Origin of the sequence: Tatumella citrea, assembly GCF_002163585.1 — a bacterium.
Lineage (GTDB): Bacteria > Pseudomonadota > Gammaproteobacteria > Enterobacterales > Enterobacteriaceae > Tatumella > Tatumella citrea.
The window spans coordinates 22,072-41,790 of record NZ_CP015579.1 but is presented as its reverse complement, the minus strand read 5'-3'; the positions used below and the strand labels follow the sequence as shown (position 1 = coordinate 41,790).

The window sequence follows — 19,719 nt, the reverse complement described above, 5'->3', positions numbered from 1 at the left end:
GGACATTTACTGGCAACAGCTTTGGCAAATAAAACATCAAACTGTGAACTGAATCATAAAAATTGCTTAAATACTGCCACCACAATCGATACTGAATCCCAGATTACGCACTCTCTCTGACACCGTACCGCCTTTTAGTCGTTGCAGTAACATCCTGGCGGCTTCTTCGCCTATCTGCTCACGGGGAGTAACTACCGTGGCCAGCGCCGGGGTCACCACTCGCGTGATGTCGTGACCATGAAATCCCATGATGGCTATTTGTTGCGGCACCGCTATCCCCTGCCGTTGGCATTCAAACATGGCACCAACAGCCAGGTCATCATTGGTACAGCAGAGGCTGTCCATCTGTGGAAAGCGTTGCAACGCCTGCTGTAACAGCACAGCCCCGGTGGTAAAAGAAGATGACATCTCAACCATAATGCTCATCGGTTCCAGCCCTGCCTCACGCATTGCCAGTTCGTATCCCTGCTGTTTTTGCAGAGTACGTTCATCCAGTCTGGCGCCAAGATAAACAGGTGAACGATGGCCGTGACGAATCAGCATTTCTGTCATCTGTCGTCCTGCTTCCACATTATCAAAACCGACGGCCATATCGAGACACGGTGACGCAGAATCCATTATTTCGACCACCGGTATTCCGGCTATTTCCAGCATGCGCAGAGTCGCCGGGGTGTGGGTTCTTTCAGTGAGTATCACACCATCAACATTCCAGCCCAGCAAAGACCGCAATTGTCGCTCTTCTTTCTGTGCATCATAACCAAAGTGCGCAACCAGGGTCTGATACCCTGCGGCATCAGTAACAGTCTCAATACCACGTAGTACATCGGCAAACACATGGTTGGTCAGTGAGGGAAGCAGAACACCAATTGCACGGCTGGTAGCATTAGACAGCATGTCCGGAACACGGTTGGGGATATAGCCAAGCTCATCCAGCACAACAGCTATCCTTGCTCCTAATGCGGTCGAGACCTGGGAAGGATTACGTAAATAACGACTGACAGTCATTTTAGTGACTCCCAGTTTATCGGCAACATCCTGAAGGACCGGTCTTTTCTTCTTCATCGCTCGCGAAACTCACACCAGAAAGATTAGGTCGAGTTTAGCATTAATTTGCCACACAAAAATGCCCCGCCGGCAATCACGCGCAACGGGGCTATCTGGTCACGGACTATCAGACCGGAGGCAGATCGAAAATCAGAATCTCTGCATCACTATCAGCAGCAATCTCCAGCGCATCTTCATCCCTGATCGCCAAAGCATCGCTGGTGTTTACCTGCTGCCCGTTAATAGTCAGGCTGCCTTTGACCACCTGAATCCAGGTATTTCGGCCAGCTTCCAGTGGCAACTTGTCCTGTTCGCCTGCCAGCAGTGCCCAGCGTGATAGTGTCATATCCTGCCAGACTATCAGTGACTCTTCCCGGCCATCCGGAGTGAGTACCCATTGCCGTCCTTGCTTCGCCGCAAATTTCCGCTGCGCATAACGAGGTTCAATACCGGCGCGTTCCGGGATAATCCAGATCTGATACAGATGTAACGGATCGGTACTGCTGGGGTTATATTCAGAGTGACGAACGCCGGTACCGGCACTCATTATCTGAAATTCACCCGCCTGAATCTGTTCCTTGTTCCCCATACTGTCTTTATGTTCAACAGCGCCGGACAAGACATAGGTCAGAATTTCCATATCTTTATGCGGATGGGCCCCAAATCCCTGGCCCGGAGCGATAATATCTTCATTAATCACTCTCAGTGCCGAAAATCCCATGAAATTTGGATCGTGATAACCGGCAAAAGAAAAGGTGTGCCAGCTGTTCAGCCAGCCGTGTTCTGCGTGACCGCGGTCTTCTGCTTTACGTAAATAGATCATCTCATTGCCCTCCGATTTTTTTATTAGTCTGAACCTGAACAGCACTAAAAAATAGCGGAAAAACTTCATGCCTCTGTTCAAAAAAAGTGAAGAGGATGGCCGAGGTCTGGCAGCTCTGGCTGGCTGAATGACAGGCAAAAAAAAGCCAGCCTGAAGGCTGGCAAAAAATACTGGAAGCAATGTGAGCAATGTCGTGTCTTCACCAGCTATCTGAGTGAGATGTCTCGTGAAGACAATTGAATAATAATCATTATCATTATCACTTGTAAAGGCAAATTTTACTTTTTTTGATATTTACTGCGAAAAGTGTCCCGTAGTGTGAGCATCAGCACTGTTCGGGTCGCTGCTGACAGCAAACTGAGACAACATAGCAGGCAGGCACAAAGTTGCCCGCTGGCAGTGCCAAAACTATAATTAAGAAAGCTGATTAGACCGGAGGTCACAATGAAAAAAACTCTGCTAACCGCGTTAATAACGGCACTGCCGTTGATGGCAGTGGCTGCGATTAACAATAATCCGCTGGCAACGACCCGCCCTGCCGGTGTTACTCCAAATATTTCCCAGCAACGGATGCAAAACCAGATGCAGATGCAACAACAGCAGGAGCAGATGAAACTGCGTAATGATCAGCAGATGGAATCGCAGGCTCTGCAGCAGAAGATTCGTCAGCAACAGCAGAGATCACAGCAGCGGATTAATAATTCTCAGCCCTGAATGAACACGGGCGATTAACCGCCCGTGAAAACTTCTCAGCGGAAGTCAGGCCCAATTTGATCGATGCGGTCGGTGCAAATCATATCGACACCCAGGTCAAGCAGTACCCGTGCACGCTCAGGCTGGTTGACGGTATAAACCAGAATATGCAATCCGGCAGACTTCAACTGGTGGATACGTTCAGCATCCAGTAGCAGATGATTAAGATGAATCGCCACACATCCCAACCGGGTTGTCAGTGCCTGCCAGTCGTCACGCCAGCTATCCAGCAATAAACCGCGTGGCAATTCTGGCGCAGCGTCCTGTGCAGCCGACAGTGCCTCTACAGAAAAAGACGAAAGTAACGGTGCAACCTGCCCCTGCCACAATCTTTGAGCTGCCAGCGCGACCTCTTTCCCGGTAGTGACCTCTTCTCCGGTCGTTGGCTTAATCTCAATATTTGCCATCATCTGGTACTCTCTGCAGCGTTCAGCCACTTGATCGAGAGTCGCCAGTGGCTCTGCCAGAAATTCCGGACTAAACCAGCTTCCGGCATCCAGCCGGGATAATGCCTGCCAGTCCTGTTGTCCGGCAATTCCCTGGCCATTGGTTGTGCGTTCCAGTGAATCGTCATGCAACAGGAATATTTGCCCGTCTCCGGACAATTTTGCATCAAATTCAATCATGGTATGCCCATAGCGGTGGCCGGTATCAATGGCCGCCAGGGTATTTTCCGGCGCTAATTTACCGCCGCCACGATGGGCAACGATATGCGGGTATGGCCAGTGTTGTTCTGTCATTCCAGACGTAATCCTGTGGTGGTATTAAACAAATGCTGGGCTTTGTGCGGAAACTCCAGCCAGAGCACTGTCCCTGCCTGCGGCCGTTGTTCATGAGGTAAGCGAATCACCAGCCGGTGACCACCAATGTTACCATGCACTAAATTATCTGCACCGAGGATTTCGAGCGTTTCAACCTGCACAGGCAAACTGTTTTCTGAACGTGAAACGGTCAGGATATGCTCAGGGCGAACACCGAGAGTCAGCTGCTGGTTTGCCAGTTCCGCTCTCTGGGTGGACAACATGATTTTATTTTTTGGATCGATCAGGAATTCCCGGCCATCGGCACTGATTTTCCCTGGCAGTAAATTCATGGCCGGGGAACCAATAAATCCGGCAACGAAGGTACTGGCAGGCTTCTCATAAACTTCTGCCGGAGTACCGACCTGTTCAACCACCCCTTTATTCATCACCATGACTCTCTGTGCCAGAGTCATTGCTTCAACCTGGTCATGAGTGACATAAATGCTGGTTGTTTTCAGCCGCTGGTGCAGTTGCTGCAATTCGAGTCGCATTTGTACTCTTAAGCGCGCATCCAGATTAGACAACGGCTCATCAAACAAAAACACCGCAGGTTCCCGAACTATTGCACGGCCCATTGCGACACGCTGGCGTTGACCACCGGATAATTCACGTGGATGGCGGGTCAGCAGAGCATCCAGTTCCAGACTGCGGGCGGCACTTAATACCCTCTGCCGAATTTGCTCTTTAGCCATACCGCGGATTTTCAGCCCGTAAGACATATTTTGTTCAACGGTCATATGCGGGTACAACGCATAATTCTGGAACACCATGGCGATTCCACGCTCTTTCGGTTCCAGATTCGTGACACACTGATCATTAATATAGATGTCCCCGGAACTGATAGTTTCCAGTCCTGCTACCATCCGCAACAGGGTGGACTTTCCGCATCCGGAAGGGCCGACCATCACCATAAATTCACCTTCATTGATGGTGATATCTAACGGCTGGATGATGCGGTTTTTACCATCATAGGATTTGGTAACTGCCTGAAAATGTACACTTGCCATGACTATTTCTCACTCTCGACCAGGCCTTTCACGAAGGCACGCTGCATAACTATCACGACGATCAACGGTGGTATCAGCGTCAATAACATTGCTGCCATCACCAGATTCCACTGGGTAACACCTTCCCCGAATGAAATCATGCTGCGAATCCCGGCAACGGCAGTGCTCATTCGTGAATCGCTGGTAATTAACAATGGCCAGAGATACTGGTTCCAGCCATAAATGAAGGTAATGACAAACAGGGCAGCCAGATTGGTTTTCGATAATGGCAGGACAATATCGAAGAAAAATCGCATCGGACTGGCCCCGTCAATTCGCGCAGCTTCAATCAGCTCATTTGGCAATGACATAAAGAACTGGCGGAACAAAAAGGTAGCGGTCGCAGAAGCCATCATCGGCAGGATCAGGCCATTGTAACTGTTGAGCATGTGCAGTTGAGAGACCACTTCCACTGTCGGGAAGATACGAACTTCAACAGGCAGCATCAGGGTGATGAAAATCATCCAGAAACAGAACTGACGCAGCGGAAAGCGAAACCAGACCAGCGCAAACGCAGAGATGATGGAGATGGCGATTTTGCCTATGGTAATTCCCAGAGCCATTAAAGTACTGTTCAGCAGCATCCGGCCAATTGGCGGGCTGTTAGCACTGACACCCTGAGTCCAGATAATCTCAATATTTTGCCAAAGATGGCTGCCCGGAACTAATGACATTGGCGACTGGAAAACCTGATGATTATCCAGAGTCGCGGCAACAAAAGCGATATAGAGCGGAAACAGGATTGTCAGAATACCGAGCCACAACATGATATGGCTGAAGATATCTAATCCACGGCGATTCTCTATCATTGATAACGAACCTTACGTTCAATAAAACGGAACTGTACGACTGTCAGCAGGATGACAATCACCATCAGAACTACCGATTGTGCTGCTGAGGCACTCAGATCCAGCCCCGTAAAACCTTCCCGGTAGATTTTATAAATCAGCGTGGTGGTGGACTGAACCGGTCCCCCCTGGGTAGCTGCATCAATAACAGGGAAGGTATCAAAAAAGGCATATACCAGATTAACCACCAGCAGGAAGAAGCTGACCGGGGTAATCAGGGGCAATGAGAGATGCATAAAACGACGGACCGGACCGGCACCATCCAGTGCAGCTGCCTCCACCAGCGAGCGGGGGATCGACTGTAACGCAGCAAAAAAGAACAGGAAGTTATAACTAATTTGTTGCCAGACTGATGCCAGAACCACCAGGAACATGGCCTGTCCACTGTTCTGAGCATAATTCCAGTTATAACCTATCGACTGTAAAAAGTGGCTGATAACGCCCAGTCCCGGATTAAACAGGAACATCCATAGCACGGCAGCAATGGCCGGAGCGACAGCATAGGGCAGCAGTAATAATGTCTGGTAGAACTTCTTAAGACGCAGAACATGATCGACTAATGCGGCCAGAAATAAGGAAATTACCAGCCCTAATGCAGCTACCAGCGCACTAAAGATAATCGTAGTTTTGAACGAATCCAGATAATACGGATCCTGGAATAAGGCAGTGAAGTTTGCCAACCCGACAAAATGAGCCGAAAACCCAAACGGATCAAGATTCTGTACCGAATACCACAGAGCTTCTGCAGCCGGCCAGATAAAAAAGATAACCGTGATTGCAATCTGGGGCAGCAGCAGCAGATAAGGTAATGCACGGTGGCGAAAAACGGGACGAGAAGATGACATAAAACCTGACCTCAGGCGGAGATTTCCCGGGCTATCCCCTTGCAGAATTCACCGGAGTGACCCTGCAAGGGGATGTTTTTACTAACGGCGGATTACTGAACCTGCTGCTGGAAACGGCGAAGCAGTTGGTTACCACGCTGAACTGCATTATCCAGTGCTGTTTTAGGAGTCTCTTTCCCGGTCCAGACACTTTCAAGCTCTTCATCCACCACAGTACGTATCTGCGGCATGTTGCCGAGACGCAGGCCTTTGGTGAAGGCCAGAGGTGGTTTATTCAGCATTTGCTTCATCGCGATGTCCGCACCAGGGTTTTTGTCGTAAAAGCCCTGCTTGCGGGTTAACTCGTAGGCCGCAGTAGTTGCCGGGAGATAACCGGTTTTCTGATGCCACTCGGCCGCAATTTCCGGCTGAGCAAGGAATTTCAGGAACTCCGCAACCCCTTTGTAGGTTGCATCGCTCTGACCGCGCATAACCCACAGGCTGGCACCACCGATGATGGCATTCTGTGGCGCATTTTTCACTGTGGCATCATACGGCATCATCCCGACACCAAAGTTGAATTTGGCATACTGACGGATATCTGCCAGCGAAGCCGATGATGCTGTCGTCATTCCGCAATCGCCGCTGTAGAACTTAGCGGTCGATTCATCTTTACGTCCGTAATAGGTAAAGCTGCCGGCTTTGTTCATATCTTCCAGCATCTGAATATGGCGGATTTGCTCCGGACCATTGAATACCAGCTTCGCATCGGTACCGTCGAAACCATTATTCTCTGTCGCAAAAGGCAGACCATGCCATGCGCTGAACTCTTCAAGCTGAATCCAACCCTGCCAGCCGCTGGCGTATCCGCAACTCATTCCTGCTTTACGTAATGCAGCAGCATCAGAGGCCAGTTCCTGCCAGGTTTTTGGCGGCTGATCCGGATTCAGTCCGGCTTTGCGGAAAGCATCTTTGTTGTAATACAGAATAGGTGTTGAGCTGTTAAAAGGTTCGGACAGCATATGACCGGTTTTAGCGTCGGTGTAGTAACCAACAATGGTCGGAACAAACTGTTTCTCATCGAACTGAACACCGGCATCTTTAAACACTTCGTAGACCGGCTTAATCGCATGAGAAGCCATCATGGTGGCAGTACCAACTTCATAGACCTGAAGTATGGCAGGAGCATTTCCACTGCGTACTGCAGCAATCCCTGCGGCAAGGCTCTGCTCGTAGTTACCTTTGTAGACCGGAACAATTTTATAATCCGGGTGGGTCTGGTTAAAACGCTGAGCCAGCGAGTCAACCTCTGTGCCTAACCCTCCTTCCATTGAGTGCCAGAAGGGAATTTCGGTAACCGCGAAAGCATTTCCGCTCAGACCTAATGCCAGCATTAATCCTGCGGCATGACGACGAAATTTAAGAACTGACATAGTTTTGTCCTGTGGCATGATCGTGCGCTATGGGGAGTTCGCGAGGTAAAATGACACGGAAAAATGACAGAAAAATTAATATAAGATGTCAGTAAGATGACTGGTGAATGACAGAGACCCGCCATGTGAACCCATTCACCCGGCCAGACCCTGTTAATGGAACCCCTTGTAAAACCGGATAAAACGATGCGACTGACGATTGAATTGCTGCAACAACCTTCGCCACCCGAACTGGCCGATCTCAGTAAAATCTGGCCGGACAAAGCAGCAGCCGATTTTCTGCAACATGAGGAAGACAGCCGTTACTATGTAGCGCGTTTTAATCAGAGATTACTGGCAGGACTGGAGATACAGTTACTGCCATCAGAGGCAGTCATTTCACAGATTATGGTTCGGGAAGCCACCCGTCGGCGGGGCATAGGTCGATATCTACTGGAAGAGACTTTACGTATGAATCCGGATGTCCAGCGCTGGCGAATCAGCCCCGACCAGCAGCCATTATCCGGGACCGCCAGCATGTTTCTGTATGCCTGTGGCTTTCGGTCAGAGCAAGGCATCTGGATTTTCAGCCATTAAATCGCAGGCATAAAAAAGGGCGTCCCTCAGGGCGCCCTCAGTTCACTGCGGCAGTCTAATCAGGCTTCGATCGCAACACGCAGTTTTTTCATTGCATTTTTCTCCAGCTGGCGAACACGCTCAGCGGAAACACCGTACTTATCGGCCAGTTCCTGCAATGTGGTTTTGTTGTCATCATCCAGCCAGCGTGCGCGAATGATATGCTGGCTACGCTCATCCAGGCCCTGAATCGCATCACTCAGCTTATCAGCCGCATGAGACTCCCAGTTATCTTCTTCGATACCATCGGCAAAGTCAGAAGCTTTATCCTGCAGATACAGCACCGGAGCTACTGGTTTGCCTTCAGCACCTTCATCATCCGGGGTTGGGTCAAACGTCATATCCTGAGCAGCCATACGTGATTCCATTTCACGCACATCTTTACTGCTCACCCCGAGTTCACGGGCCACCATCTCTACTTCGTCCTGGTTAAACCAGCCGAGGCGTTGTTTGGATTTGCGCAGATTGAAGAACAGTTTCCGCTGCGCTTTGGTGGTGGCGACTTTCACAATACGCCAGTTTTTCAGGACATATTCGTGAATTTCCGCTTTGATCCAGTGCACGGCAAACGAGACCAGGCGCACACCCACTTCAGGGTTAAAACGGCGTACGGCTTTCATCAGGCCGATATTACCTTCCTGAATCAGGTCCGCCTGTGGCAGTCCGTAACCTGCATAATTACGAGCGATATGAACCACAAAGCGCAGATGAGACAGGATCAGCTTCTTAGCTGCATCCAGATCGCCCTGGTAATGCAGCCGTTCAGCCAGCGCTTTTTCCTCGTCGGCTGTCAGCATCGGGCAACCATTTGCTGCCCGGATATATGCGTCCAGATTACCCAGAGGAGCAATAGCTAAAGCTTGCATTTCTTTGGTCATTCAAACCCTCTCAGAATTCGTCAATAATGTTGCCAGATCCTTACAGCCTGCGCCTACATTATGTCAGCCGTGCCAAAAGATCGAAAGCAATGTGTGCTATTAATCATTAAGACACAAAAGTTATCCACAGGTTCACTTTTGATTGTGAATAATTTATGACAAGGCGCAGGGGGTACTGCGGGGAAAATTCCTCTGCTCCCCAACCTACGGCAACAGAGGAATAGTATAGCAAAAAAATATTTCCCGGGATTACTGTGGTGTAAATCGGCGTAAATGTTGTGCAGTTGCCAGCCAGGCCGCAACCCAACCTACAATGGCTGAGACTAACAGCAATAATAGTGCTTCATCGAACGAGAAACCTTTCAGGTCAAACGAAGCACTGAACACGCTGGCAACATGCGACACCACCGATTCCAGCCGGAATACCAGAATTTCAGACAAAATCAGCGAAAGAAAGGCCCCGGAAAGTCCCAGCATTGCCCCGCCGTAAACAAATGGTCGCAGGATAAAGCCATCGGTGGCACCGATGAGCTTCTGCACATTAATGGTATCGCGCCGGGCGAAGATACTCAGACGCACGCTGTTACCTATCACCAGGAACACGGCCACTACCATTAGCAGGCCAATCATAAACGCCACTTGTCCCACCAGCCCGGTCAGGGCAGAGAGCCTGGCAAACCAGCTGTCATCCATCCGTACTTCATCCACCCCACTTACTTTAGCCACTCTGTCACGCAGCGTATTCATGGTGTCTGAATTCTGGAAATTCAGTTTTGGGGTAATGATAGCCACAGCCGGCAGCGGGTTCTGCTCCAGCATATCCATCGCTCCGCCAAACCCTGACCAGTTACGGAACTCATTCAATGCTTCTTCACGACTCAGATAATCCACATGCTGGACACCATCAGTCTGCTTCAGAGTATTGATCACATTCTGAGCCGCATTATCATCGAGTGTTTTCGACAGATATACCGTCAGTTGTGGAGCGGGATACCACTCGGTTGCTGCCTGATCGACGTTTTTCCACACGATATAACAAACGCTCGGTAACGTCAGAGAGATAGCAATAACCGTAACCGTCAGCAGCGTCGCCAGTGGCTGACGCAGCATATCTGCCAGCATTCCACGCCACGCATAATGCCATTGCTCCTGCCAGCCGCCACGCAGAGCTTTCTCTTTAGAAACCCGTTTTTGCTTCGGTCGGGCTTTAGCTGCCGCCGGGGTCTTCCGCCGGTTGACCTGATTCCCCTTGCCTGGTTTCATGCCACTCCCCCATGCAAACGTCCCTGGCTGAGGGTCATCACACGATAATTTCTGCGGGAAATAAGAGACATATCATGAGTTGCCATCAGTACAGTGACACCAACGCGGTTAAATTCTTCAAATAAACGCAGGATATCTTCCGATAATGCGTGATCCAGGTTACCGGTAGGTTCATCCGCCAGCAGTAATGCCGGCTTATTGACTACCGCTCTGGCAATACCCACTCGTTGCTGTTCCCCACCAGACAGCTGGATTGGAAAACTCTTCGCTTTATCGAGCAGACCGACTTTATCCAGCGCCGCCGATACCCTGCGGCGAATATCCTCACCACTGGCCCCGGAAATAATTAACGGTATTGCGATATTGTCGTAAACCGTTCTGTCCATCAGCAGATGATGATCCTGAAAGATCATCCCTATTTGCCGACGCAGAAACGGGATCTCGCTATTGCGCAAACGCGTTATATTATGGCCGCTAAACCAAATTTGCCCGGCACTGGGACGCTCTATTCCGCAGATCAACTTGAGCAATGTACTCTTACCTGCCCCGGAATGACCGGTCAGAAAAGCCATTTCTCCCTGGCGCAGATGAAAATCTACACCCTGAAGCGCCTGGCGTCCCCCCAGATAAGCTTTACTGACCTCTTCAAAGCGAATCATCCAAATTAGTCCTCTCGGGCAAACAATGCCTCTATAAAATCTCCGGCCTTAAATGGCCGTAAATCATCGATGCCTTCTCCGACACCAATGTATCGGATTGGAATACTGAACTGGTCAGCCACAGAGAAAATCACTCCGCCTTTGGCTGTCCCGTCAAGTTTGGTCAGTGTAATACCGGTCAGGCCAACAGCCTCATTGAACAACCGGGCCTGACTGATAGCATTCTGTCCGGTGCTGGCGTCAATGGTTAGCATAACTTCATGAGGCGCACTGTCATCCAGTTTGCTCATTACCCGGGTAATTTTTTTCAGCTCTTCCATTAAATGGGATTTATTCTGTAAACGACCCGCAGTATCGGCAATCAGTACATCAATTCCGCGGGATTTTGCTGCCTGAATAGCATCAAAAATAACAGAAGCCGAATCAGCCCCGGTATGCTGAGAGACTACCGGGATGTTGTTCCGCTGCCCCCAGACTTCCAGCTGCTCTACTGCAGCAGCCCTGAATGTGTCTCCGGCAGCCAGCATTACCGATTTCCCTTGCGACTGGTACTGACGTGCCAGCTTACCAATCGTGGTTGTTTTACCCACCCCATTCACGCCGACCATCAGAATAACAAACGGAGTTTTTCCTTCAATATCCAGTGGTTGTTCTACACGGTCCAGAATGGCTGACATTTCATCCTTTAACAGACCGTATAATGCTTCAGCATCACGTAGCTGTTTGCGGCTGGCATGAGTGGTCAGATTGCTGATAATTTTACGGGTTGTCTCAACCCCGACATCAGCAATAAGTAATTGTTCTTCAAGCTCTTCAAACAGTTCATCATCAATTTTTTTACCGCGAAACAGCCCGATAAAACCTGATCCCAGGTTCTGCCTGGTTTTCACCAGACTGCGTTTTAACCGGGCAAAAAAACCTTCGCGGGTAGGTCTTTCCTGCTCTGTCGGCACAATGGTTTCAGTGAGCTCAGAGGGAACGTCTTCCGGACTAATCTGAGTCAGGCGAGAATCATTTTCTGCCGCTGGTTCTGCCAATGCGGATAATTCGGCACTCTCCACCGGAGTTTCCACAGCTTCAACCACACTAACAGGCTGAGTGAGTTCAGGCTTCGGTGCGTCAGCCTGTGCAACAATATCACTGGCAGTGACCTGATCCGCAGACACGGCAGGCAGTGACGATGCCTCTGGCTGTTTCTCTTCCCCGCGCGCTTCCGGTTTCTCTTCTTCGGCTTCCGGCAGATGCAGCTCCTGCACCGGAAGTTCAACCGTTTGCGGAACGATAACAGCCTGCGGTTCAGCCACAGGGGCAGGTTCAGCTGCCGGCTGAGGGGGAATCACCACAGTTTCGGTCGGCTGTTCTGCCGTTTCGCCAGGCAACTCCGGGGCGGCTACCGTCGCCCGGGAAGGCTCTTCAGGGTGACCGGACGAGGTACCTTCGGCATGGTCCGTAGTATGATGCTCTGCGGCAGCGTCCGGTGTTTCTTTTTGTTCTGCGGGTTGATTTTGCGGTTCTGCATTGTCTTCATCGCGACCGAAACCCAGCCAGGAGAAAAAGCCCCGTTTTTTTTCTTTTGCCATTATCTAACGACACTCCTTTAGACCCGGATCAGTGAACCGTAACAGGTTCCTCAGAGAATAATCCGGGACATATTTATAATTTATCAAATCCCTGACATGTTCAGGCTACCGCAGGGATCGCGAAAGCATAGTCGGATAGTCTATCATTTTCCTGGTATTGCATTACAGCACCCTTTTTTACCGTTTCTTATCACGTCCGCGCCCGTTAAACTAAGCAACAAATTATGAAGAGTTGTGATTGAGATGAATAAACAATCCCGGGCACCCTCAGGTGCCGGACAAATACGAATTATTGGCGGACAGTGGCGCGGCAGAAAACTTCCGGTTCCTGAGAGCGCCGGGCTACGGCCAACCACCGACAGAGTGCGTGAAACGTTGTTTAACTGGCTGGCAGCCGATTTACCGCAGTCACGTTGCCTGGACTGTTTTGCCGGTAGCGGAGCTCTGGGAATCGAGGCACTTTCGCGCTATGCAGAACATGTGACCTTACTTGAGCTTGAGCCTTCTGTCGCGCGCCAGCTGACCAGTAATTTACAGACCCTGAAAGCGACAACGGGCCAGGTCGTTCAGGGAAATGCCCTGCAATGGTTAAATCAGCCAGGCCAGCCTTACAACATCGTGTTTATTGACCCACCTTTCCGAAAAGGTTTGCTGACAGAAACGATGACGTTGCTGGAAACCCGTGGCTGGCTGGCAAGTGAAGCCCTGATTTACATCGAATGTGAGACTGAACAGGGTGCTTTGCAGGTCCCTGACAGCTGGCGGCTACACCGCGAAAAAACGGCAGGCCAGGTTGCCTACCGTCTGTACCATCGTTCCGTGACAGACTCTCAGGGAGAATAACTATGTTGTTGATTGGCGGGCGTATCCTGATGATTTTCGTCTGGGCCTTTTTACTGATGAATCTGATTCATCCGGCACCTAAACCTCTTAAGTATTTTATTGATGTTGCCCTGTTTTTTATGGTGGTAATGCACGGGCTGCAACTGGTACTGCTGCGTGCTACTCAGAGCAAAGACGGCCCTGCCCTCAGTGGCATGACCCAGGTTAAGATTTTCTTTTTCGGGGTATTTGAACTGCTTGCCTGGCAGAAAAAAAACTATCCCTCAAAGTAAAACCAGCCACAGGGTACGTGCAATGGCCTTTAACGGCCACCTGGTGTAAAGCTGACAAAACGGGTCCCCTGCATCTTCAGGGCTCCCGTAGTACCTGCCTCGCACTCGTTATACTGAGCTTCTGACATCTGTACCGTAAAGTTTTCGCCAACCGGAGTCCTGCGGAAAGTGACTTCATAACGCAACGTCTCGCCGGCAATAACCTGCTGCTGACGGGTATGGCGGTCGGGATATGGAAAATCACGTTTACTGACTACCATCGCCTGCTGTGTCACCACGGGTGAATCATTATTCACCTGATTTTCGTTTCGCTGTTTAAAAAACTGTCGACCCGCAAGAAAAGCAATGGCAACAATAACAATGATAATAATCAGGGGTGGTCTGTTCATCGATCCTCCGTGTTATCCACAGGCAGAAATAAAATCTGCATCATTTCACCTGCAATTTTTGTCATTCACAGTAATAATCGTTGGCAGCGGCCGAAAGTCAAACGGAACCCTCAATGCTTTGTGCATTTTGTTCCCGGTCTGGTGTAAAGAAGATGAAGGAAGAAATTATGCTTTGGTCATTTCTTGCAGTGCTATTTTCCGGCTGGCTGTACATTGATGCCTCTTACCGGGGCCCCCGCTGGCAACGCTGGTTATTTAAACCGGTGACATTCCTTCTCATGCTGGCATGGGCATGGCAGGCACCGACACATTCCGTCAGTGATTATTTATTGATAGGTGGTCTGATCGCGGCGATGGCGGGCGGGTTATTGAGTTTATTATCCCGCCAGCAGATGATGTATGCCTTTGGTGCCAGCTTTCTCTCCTATCTGCTCTACACCATCAATCTGACCCGCGGCATTACCCTGAATATTTACTGGCCGATACCGGTCACCTTCCTGGTGATTGGTCTGGTGGTGGCTGCGATTATCTGGAGCCGTCTGGAAGAACTGCGTTGGCCGGTATGTACGATGCTGGCGATGGTCCTGGTTATGTGCTGGATTGCAACGCTGCAATATCTGAGTCTGCAAACTGATGAAACACTTTCAATGATGGCCGGTACCGATTTGCTGTTACTGGCGAATATCTGCTGGCTTATCAGTTTCTTCCGCCTGCGATTTTCGGCTGACCGGGTGATTTATGAAGCGTTATTTATCATCGGTCATTTTATGATTATTCGTTCGCTGTGGCTCTCCTGATCTGTCAGTACGGCTGGTTGTCAGACCAGCCGTTTACATGCCCTTCTTAACCAGATAATGAAAAGGCAGTTGTTCTGTGTCCTGAGCCACTAAGGTATGTTCCATAAAACGACAAAAGCCCGGAATGTCACGGGTTGTCGCCGGATCATCGGCAATGATTAACAGGGTTTCTCCGTCCTGCATATGACGTATAGTTTTACGCACCATCATCACTGGCTCCGGGCAACGCAAGCCCCGGGCATCAAGGGTATGTTCGGCGGTACTAAAAAGGTCGTTCATAAGGTTCTCTGTAAAACAGGGGAAGCTGCTATTCTAACGTCAGCCCTGAGTACAGACAAACACCGGAGGTGCGGTGGCCGGGTACCTCCCCTCTTGCATTGTCCATTGAAGCAGGTAACATGCGGCCGTTTTCTTGTACAATTTTCTGTGCCGTTGTGCAGTTTATGTCGACGGCAGTGTTAATGGGTTCCCTCACCCCAACCTAAAAAGGCCTGAAATGAACACGTTTAATACCCGTCAGCGGCTGTTTGCCCGCATCATATTATCGGTATTTCATTTGCTGATAATTACTTCCAGTAATTACCTGGTGCAGTTGCCGGTAGATATCTTCGGCTTTCATACCACATGGGGTGCTTTCAGCTTCCCGTTTATCTTTCTTGCCACTGACCTGACGGTACGAATTTTTGGTGCATCTATGGCAAGGCGTATCATTCTGCTGGCTATGCTGCCGGCCCTGGTTATCTCTTATATTGTGTCCTGTGTGTTTTATCAGGGTGCCTGGCAAGGCTGGGATGCTCTGCAACATATAAACACCGTGGTTGGCCGGATTGCGCTGGCAAGCTTTATGGCTTATGTCCTGGGGCAGATTCTGGATATTTCAGTGTTTGACCGGCTACGGCGCTCCGCACACTGGTGGCTGGCTCCTGCGGCTTCGATGTTGCTCGGAAATATCAGCGATACCCTGGCTTTCTTTTTTATCGCGTTTTATCACAGCAGCGACCTGTTTATGGCGCAACATTGGGTCGAAATCGCACTGGTGGATTACAGCTACAAAGTATTTATCTGTCTGGTCTTTTTCCTGCCAGCTTATGGCGTGCTATTGAATGCTATCCTGAAACGGCTTCCCGGAAAAACACGGGACCATTCTCTTACTTTAGGTTAATGCTGAATGATCCTGCCTGTGACAACGGCTAAGATTTGGTGACAATCAACGGATTGATTTTCTGTTCCGTTTTCGATGTGATCCCCAATGTGGACAATAAAAAGGAATTCAGATGAGAAATTTAGTTAAATACCTCAGCGTCGGGTTGTTGGTGATTGGACTGGCAGCATGTGATCAGAAAAAAGAAGATACTGCAGGGCAGCACGCCGCAGCAAGCCAGCAGGATTTACAAACCGTCACACTGGTTGACGGAAAACTCAGCTTCGCTCTGCCAACCGGAATGACCGATCAGACCGGAAAATTAGGCACTACCGGCAATAATATGCATGTTTATGCCAATAATAACGGCCAGCAGGCGATCATTGTGATTACCGGAGACAGCACTAACGAAGCGCTGGATGTTCTGACGCAGCGACTGGAACAACAACAACGCAACCGTGACCCGCAATTGCAGGTTGTGTCTGATAAAGCTATCACTCTGAACGGACAACCGGCACAACAGCTGGACAGTGTCATTTCAGCCAAAAGCCAGACCAGCTGGTCAACCGTGGTCATGACCAAAATTGACGGCAAACTCATCACATTGCAGATTTCCTTACCTGCCGATAATCAGGCACAGTCGCAGACCACTGCCGAAAATATTGTCAAAACCATCTCGGTTAAGTAACTCCCTGATGTGAAAAATCATACCCGCGGCTGTTGCGGGTATGATTAGCTTCCTTCTCTGCTCCAGTGTCCCACATACTCCCTGACCCGTTGTAAACAAGCTGTACCACCTGCCATATAATCTGTCGAAATTCTACTGCTCTGACACCCCTAATCTCGCCGGATATGACTTTGGTAATAGAAAATAGTTATACTTGGCCATTCATAACGACGATAGCCCGATTAATTTAATGCACGTTCAGACTGGTCTTATCTGACAAAAAGCATCTATGCTTAGTGTCGCCGGTAATATTTGTACATACCTTTTACCGGAAGATCATACTGATTACTTATGAACTAAATACAGGTATGCATATGAAATTACGTAGGAAGCGTATAAAACCCATTGGGCTCGATGATGTGACTATTATTGATGATACCCGGTTGCGGAAAGCGATAACAGCAGCAGCGCTTGGCAACGCGATGGAATGGTTTGATTTCGGGGTGTATGGGTTTGTCGCCTTTGCGCTGGGTAAAGTTTTTTTCCCGTCGGCATCACCTGGTATCCAGATGATTGCAGCCCTCGCCACTTTTTCAGTCCCCTTCTTAATCCGCCCGATGGGTGGGCTGTTTTTTGGAATGCTCGGGGATAAATACGGGCGACAGAAAATACTGTCGGTCACGATTGTGATTATGTCGATCAGTACCTTTTGTATCGGATTAATCCCCTCCTATGCATCCATTGGTATCTGGGCACCCATATTGCTGCTGATAGCAAAAATGGCGCAGGGCTTCTCGGTCGGTGGTGAATATACCGGAGCATCGATATTTGTCGCAGAATACTCACCGGACCGTAAACGCGGATTTATGGGCAGTTGGCTCGATTTTGGTTCGATCATTGGCTTTGTGATTGGGGCCGGGATTGTGGTGCTAATTTCCGCCATTATTGGCGATGAAAAATTCCTTTCCTGGGGCTGGCGCCTGCCGTTTTTCCTGGCATTACCACTGGGGATTGTCGGGCTCTACCTGCGTAACGCTCTGGAAGAGACACCGGCATTTCAGCAACATGTAGAGAAGCTGGAACAGGGTGACCGGGAAGGTTTGCAGGACGGGCCAAAAGTTTCATTTAAAGAAATTGCCACAAAACACTGGAAAAGCCTGCTCTCCTGCGTAGGGTTGGTCATTGCTACCAACGTCACCTATTACATGTTACTGACTTATATGCCCAGTTATCTGACGCATAATCTGCATTACTCTGAGGATCATGGTGTACTGATAATTATCGCCATTATGATTGGGATGCTGTTTGTTCAGCCGGTTATGGGAATGCTCAGTGACCGATTTGGTCGCCGCCCGTTTGTGATTATTGGCAGTATCCTGCTGCTGATTTTCGCCATCCCGGCTTTTATGCTGATCACCAGTAATAAGATTGGTTTAATCTTTGCCGGGCTGCTGATTCTGGCTGTGATACTTAACGCATTTACCGGGGTGATGGCTTCAACACTGCCGGCAATGTTCCCTACACATATCCGTTACAGTGCGCTGGCCAGTGCATTTAATATCTCGATTCTGATTGCCGGCCTGACGCCCACTCTGGCAGCCTGGCTGGTAGAAGCTACCAATAATCTGTTTATGCCGGCTTACTATCTGATGGTGATTGCGGTAATAGGTTTACTGACCGGGATCTTTATGAAGGAGACCGCGAATAAACCTCTGATTGGTGCGACTCCTGCGGCTTCAGATCTGGAAGAAGCCCGTGAATTGTTGCAGGAACATCACGATAATATTGAACAAAAAATCGAAAATATCGACGAAGAAATCGCACGCCTCGAAGCCAAACGTAAAAATCTGGTTCAACAACATCCGGATATTAACGAGTAATTTTCACCCCCTCAGCGTTCCCGGCGCTGAGGGGGAATATGTAACAATTGGCACAGCTTGTATCGTCTGCACTGGTTAAAAAGAGTAAACTGTCTCTACATTTTTTAATCAGTACCGGGTAAACCATGTCCGATTTTTCTCTTGTGCAGCGTCCCAGAAGGCTGCGTAAAAATGCATCTGTCCGTGAATTGTTTAAAGAAACCTCACTGAGCCTGAATGATCTGGTTCTGCCTATTTTTGTCGAAGAGGGTCTGGATGATTACCAGCCTATCACGGCAATGCCTGGTGTGGTTCGGATTCCGGAAAAGCGGCTGGCCTATGAAATTGAACGTATTGCCAATGCAGGGATCCGTTCTGTCATGACCTTCGGAATTTCTCATCATCTGGACGAAACCGGCAGTGACAGCTGGGCAGAAAATGGTCTGGTTTCACGGATGTCTCGCATCTGTAAAGAGACCGTCCCTGAGATGATCGTGATGTCTGATACCTGTTTCTGCGAATACACCTCACACGGCCACTGTGGCGTAATGTGTGACGGCATCGTGCATAACGATCAGACCCTGATTAATCTGGGCAAACAGGCCGTTGCGGCCGCTCATGCCGGTGCTGATTTTATTGCCCCTTCGGCTGCGATGGATGGCCAGGTTAAAGCCATTCGCCAGGCACTGGATGCTGCCGGATTTACCGATACCGCCATCATGTCCTATTCCACCAAATTTGCGTCGGCATTCTATGGCCCGTTCCGTGAAGCTGCCGGAACAGCTCTGAAAGGTGACCGTAAAACCTATCAGATGAATCCAATGAACCGTCGTGAAGCCATCCGTGAGTCTCTTATCGATGAAGCTGAGGGTGCCGATGCGTTAATGGTAAAACCTGCCGGGGCTTATCTGGATGTATTACGGGATATCCGTGAACGAACCGACCTGCCGTTGGCGGCTTACCAGGTCAGTGGTGAATATGCGATGATTAAATTCGCTGCTCAGGCCGGGGCCATTGATGAACAGAACGTAGTGCTGGAAAGCCTGGGAGCTATCAAACGCGCCGGAGCCGACATCATCATGAGCTACTTTGCACTTGACCTGGCAGAGAAGAAAATTCTGACCCGTTAATCCGGGAGCAGTTCAAGACAAAAAAGGCGTCTTAACAGACGCCTTTATACAT

Annotated in this window: 22 protein-coding genes; 9 read left to right on the top strand and 13 right to left on the bottom strand. The window is 49.6% G+C overall.

From position 1 onward, the window contains the following. Nucleotides 1-66 precede the first annotated feature (66 nt). Together gntR and A7K98_RS00225 are read right to left on the bottom strand one after the other, a co-directional pair. On the bottom strand, nt 67-1,062 hold the full coding sequence (gene gntR / locus A7K98_RS00230; protein WP_087486771.1) for a gluconate operon transcriptional repressor GntR: 996 nt from the start codon (nt 1,060-1,062) through the stop codon (nt 67-69). Between the two features lie 109 nt (nt 1,063-1,171). Further along, complete coding sequence (locus A7K98_RS00225; RefSeq protein WP_087486770.1) at nt 1,172-1,867, bottom strand: pirin family protein; 696 nt, start codon at nt 1,865-1,867, stop codon at nt 1,172-1,174. 444 nt (nt 1,868-2,311) lie between these two features. On the opposite strand from A7K98_RS00225, the gene A7K98_RS00220 reads away from it, so the two are divergent. Further along, nucleotides 2,312-2,581, top strand: coding sequence for a DUF2756 domain-containing protein (locus tag A7K98_RS00220; protein ID WP_087486769.1), 270 nt, complete (start codon nt 2,312-2,314; stop codon nt 2,579-2,581). 35 nt (nt 2,582-2,616) lie between these two features. On the opposite strand, the gene ugpQ is transcribed toward A7K98_RS00220, so the two are convergent. The 5 genes from ugpQ to ugpB all read right to left on the bottom strand — a co-directional run bounded on the left by ugpQ (nt 2,617) and on the right by ugpB (nt 7,574). Beyond that, on the bottom strand, nt 2,617-3,360 hold the full coding sequence (gene ugpQ, locus A7K98_RS00215; RefSeq protein WP_087486768.1) for a glycerophosphodiester phosphodiesterase: 744 nt from the start codon (nt 3,358-3,360) through the stop codon (nt 2,617-2,619). Next, complete coding sequence (locus A7K98_RS00210) at nt 3,357-4,430, bottom strand: sn-glycerol-3-phosphate import ATP-binding protein UgpC (protein WP_087486767.1); 1,074 nt, start codon at nt 4,428-4,430, stop codon at nt 3,357-3,359. Before A7K98_RS00210 ends, ugpQ begins: the two co-directional genes overlap by 4 nt. Nucleotides 4,431-4,432: 2 nt before the next feature. Next, a complete protein-coding gene (ugpE, locus tag A7K98_RS00205; protein WP_087486766.1) occupies nt 4,433-5,278 on the bottom strand; it encodes a sn-glycerol-3-phosphate ABC transporter permease UgpE in 846 nt (281 codons plus the stop codon). After that, nucleotides 5,275-6,162: a sn-glycerol-3-phosphate ABC transporter permease UgpA gene (ugpA, locus tag A7K98_RS00200; protein WP_087486765.1), complete on the bottom strand. Its 888-nt coding sequence runs from the start codon at nt 6,160-6,162 to the stop codon at nt 5,275-5,277. Before ugpA ends, ugpE begins: the two co-directional genes overlap by 4 nt. Nucleotides 6,163-6,254: 92 nt before the next feature. After that, complete coding sequence (ugpB, locus tag A7K98_RS00195; RefSeq protein ID WP_087486764.1) at nt 6,255-7,574, bottom strand: sn-glycerol-3-phosphate ABC transporter substrate-binding protein UgpB; 1,320 nt, start codon at nt 7,572-7,574, stop codon at nt 6,255-6,257. Nucleotides 7,575-7,760: 186 nt separating this feature from the next. On the opposite strand from ugpB, the gene panM reads away from it, so the two are divergent. Beyond that, nucleotides 7,761-8,150 (top strand): aspartate 1-decarboxylase autocleavage activator PanM, encoded by a 390-nt coding sequence (gene panM, locus A7K98_RS00190; protein ID WP_157665801.1) that lies wholly within the window; start codon nt 7,761-7,763, stop codon nt 8,148-8,150. A gap of 59 nt (nt 8,151-8,209) precedes the next feature. Here panM and rpoH read toward each other — a convergent pair whose 3' ends face one another. The 4 genes from rpoH to ftsY all read right to left on the bottom strand — a co-directional run bounded on the left by rpoH (nt 8,210) and on the right by ftsY (nt 12,569). Continuing rightward, nucleotides 8,210-9,067 (bottom strand): RNA polymerase sigma factor RpoH, encoded by an 858-nt coding sequence (rpoH, locus tag A7K98_RS00185; protein ID WP_087486762.1) that lies wholly within the window; start codon nt 9,065-9,067, stop codon nt 8,210-8,212. Between the two features lie 249 nt (nt 9,068-9,316). Beyond that, on the bottom strand, nt 9,317-10,330 hold the full coding sequence (ftsX, locus tag A7K98_RS00180) for a permease-like cell division protein FtsX (RefSeq protein ID WP_087486761.1): 1,014 nt from the start codon (nt 10,328-10,330) through the stop codon (nt 9,317-9,319). Next, a complete protein-coding gene (gene ftsE / locus A7K98_RS00175) occupies nt 10,327-10,989 on the bottom strand; it encodes a cell division ATP-binding protein FtsE (protein ID WP_029685343.1) in 663 nt (220 codons plus the stop codon). Before ftsE ends, ftsX begins: the two co-directional genes overlap by 4 nt. Nucleotides 10,990-10,994: 5 nt before the next feature. Continuing rightward, a complete protein-coding gene (ftsY, locus tag A7K98_RS00170; RefSeq protein ID WP_087486760.1) occupies nt 10,995-12,569 on the bottom strand; it encodes a signal recognition particle-docking protein FtsY in 1,575 nt (524 codons plus the stop codon). A 243-nt stretch (nt 12,570-12,812) separates the two neighbouring features. Here ftsY and rsmD point away from each other — a divergent pair, with 243 nt between their 5' ends. Both rsmD and A7K98_RS00160 read left to right on the top strand, forming a co-directional pair. Then, nucleotides 12,813-13,412 carry a 16S rRNA (guanine(966)-N(2))-methyltransferase gene (rsmD, locus tag A7K98_RS00165; protein ID WP_087486759.1) on the top strand — a complete coding sequence of 200 codons (600 nt, stop codon included), beginning with the start codon at nt 12,813-12,815 and terminating at the stop codon, nt 13,410-13,412. Between the two features lie 2 nt (nt 13,413-13,414). Then, nucleotides 13,415-13,684, top strand: coding sequence for a DUF1145 family protein (locus tag A7K98_RS00160; RefSeq protein WP_087486758.1), 270 nt, complete (start codon nt 13,415-13,417; stop codon nt 13,682-13,684). A gap of 29 nt (nt 13,685-13,713) precedes the next feature. On the opposite strand, the gene A7K98_RS00155 is transcribed toward A7K98_RS00160, so the two are convergent. Beyond that, nucleotides 13,714-14,073 (bottom strand): DUF2500 domain-containing protein, encoded by a 360-nt coding sequence (locus tag A7K98_RS00155; protein ID WP_087486757.1) that lies wholly within the window; start codon nt 14,071-14,073, stop codon nt 13,714-13,716. Between the two features lie 167 nt (nt 14,074-14,240). On the opposite strand from A7K98_RS00155, the gene A7K98_RS00150 reads away from it, so the two are divergent. Then, a complete protein-coding gene (locus A7K98_RS00150; RefSeq protein WP_087486756.1) occupies nt 14,241-14,870 on the top strand; it encodes a lysoplasmalogenase in 630 nt (209 codons plus the stop codon). 33 nt (nt 14,871-14,903) lie between these two features. On the opposite strand, the gene tusA is transcribed toward A7K98_RS00150, so the two are convergent. After that, nucleotides 14,904-15,149, bottom strand: a complete 246-nt coding sequence (gene tusA / locus A7K98_RS00145) for a sulfurtransferase TusA (RefSeq protein ID WP_087486755.1) — start codon at nt 15,147-15,149, stop codon at nt 14,904-14,906. A gap of 217 nt (nt 15,150-15,366) precedes the next feature. Between tusA and A7K98_RS00140 the strand changes: the two genes are divergently transcribed. The 4 genes from A7K98_RS00140 (at nt 15,367) to hemB (ending at nt 19,667) form a co-directional block, all read left to right on the top strand. Next, on the top strand, nt 15,367-16,032 hold the full coding sequence (locus A7K98_RS00140; protein ID WP_087486754.1) for a 7-cyano-7-deazaguanine/7-aminomethyl-7-deazaguanine transporter: 666 nt from the start codon (nt 15,367-15,369) through the stop codon (nt 16,030-16,032). Between the two features lie 112 nt (nt 16,033-16,144). After that, entirely contained in the window at nt 16,145-16,699 is a 555-nt protein-coding gene (locus A7K98_RS00135; RefSeq protein ID WP_087486753.1) for a DcrB family lipoprotein, read from the top strand. Nucleotides 16,700-17,052: 353 nt separating this feature from the next. Next, on the top strand, nt 17,053-18,558 hold the full coding sequence (gene proP, locus A7K98_RS00130) for a glycine betaine/L-proline transporter ProP (protein WP_087486752.1): 1,506 nt from the start codon (nt 17,053-17,055) through the stop codon (nt 18,556-18,558). A 125-nt stretch (nt 18,559-18,683) separates the two neighbouring features. After that, entirely contained in the window at nt 18,684-19,667 is a 984-nt protein-coding gene (gene hemB / locus A7K98_RS00125) for a porphobilinogen synthase (RefSeq protein ID WP_087486751.1), read from the top strand. Nucleotides 19,668-19,719: the final 52 nt, after the last annotated feature.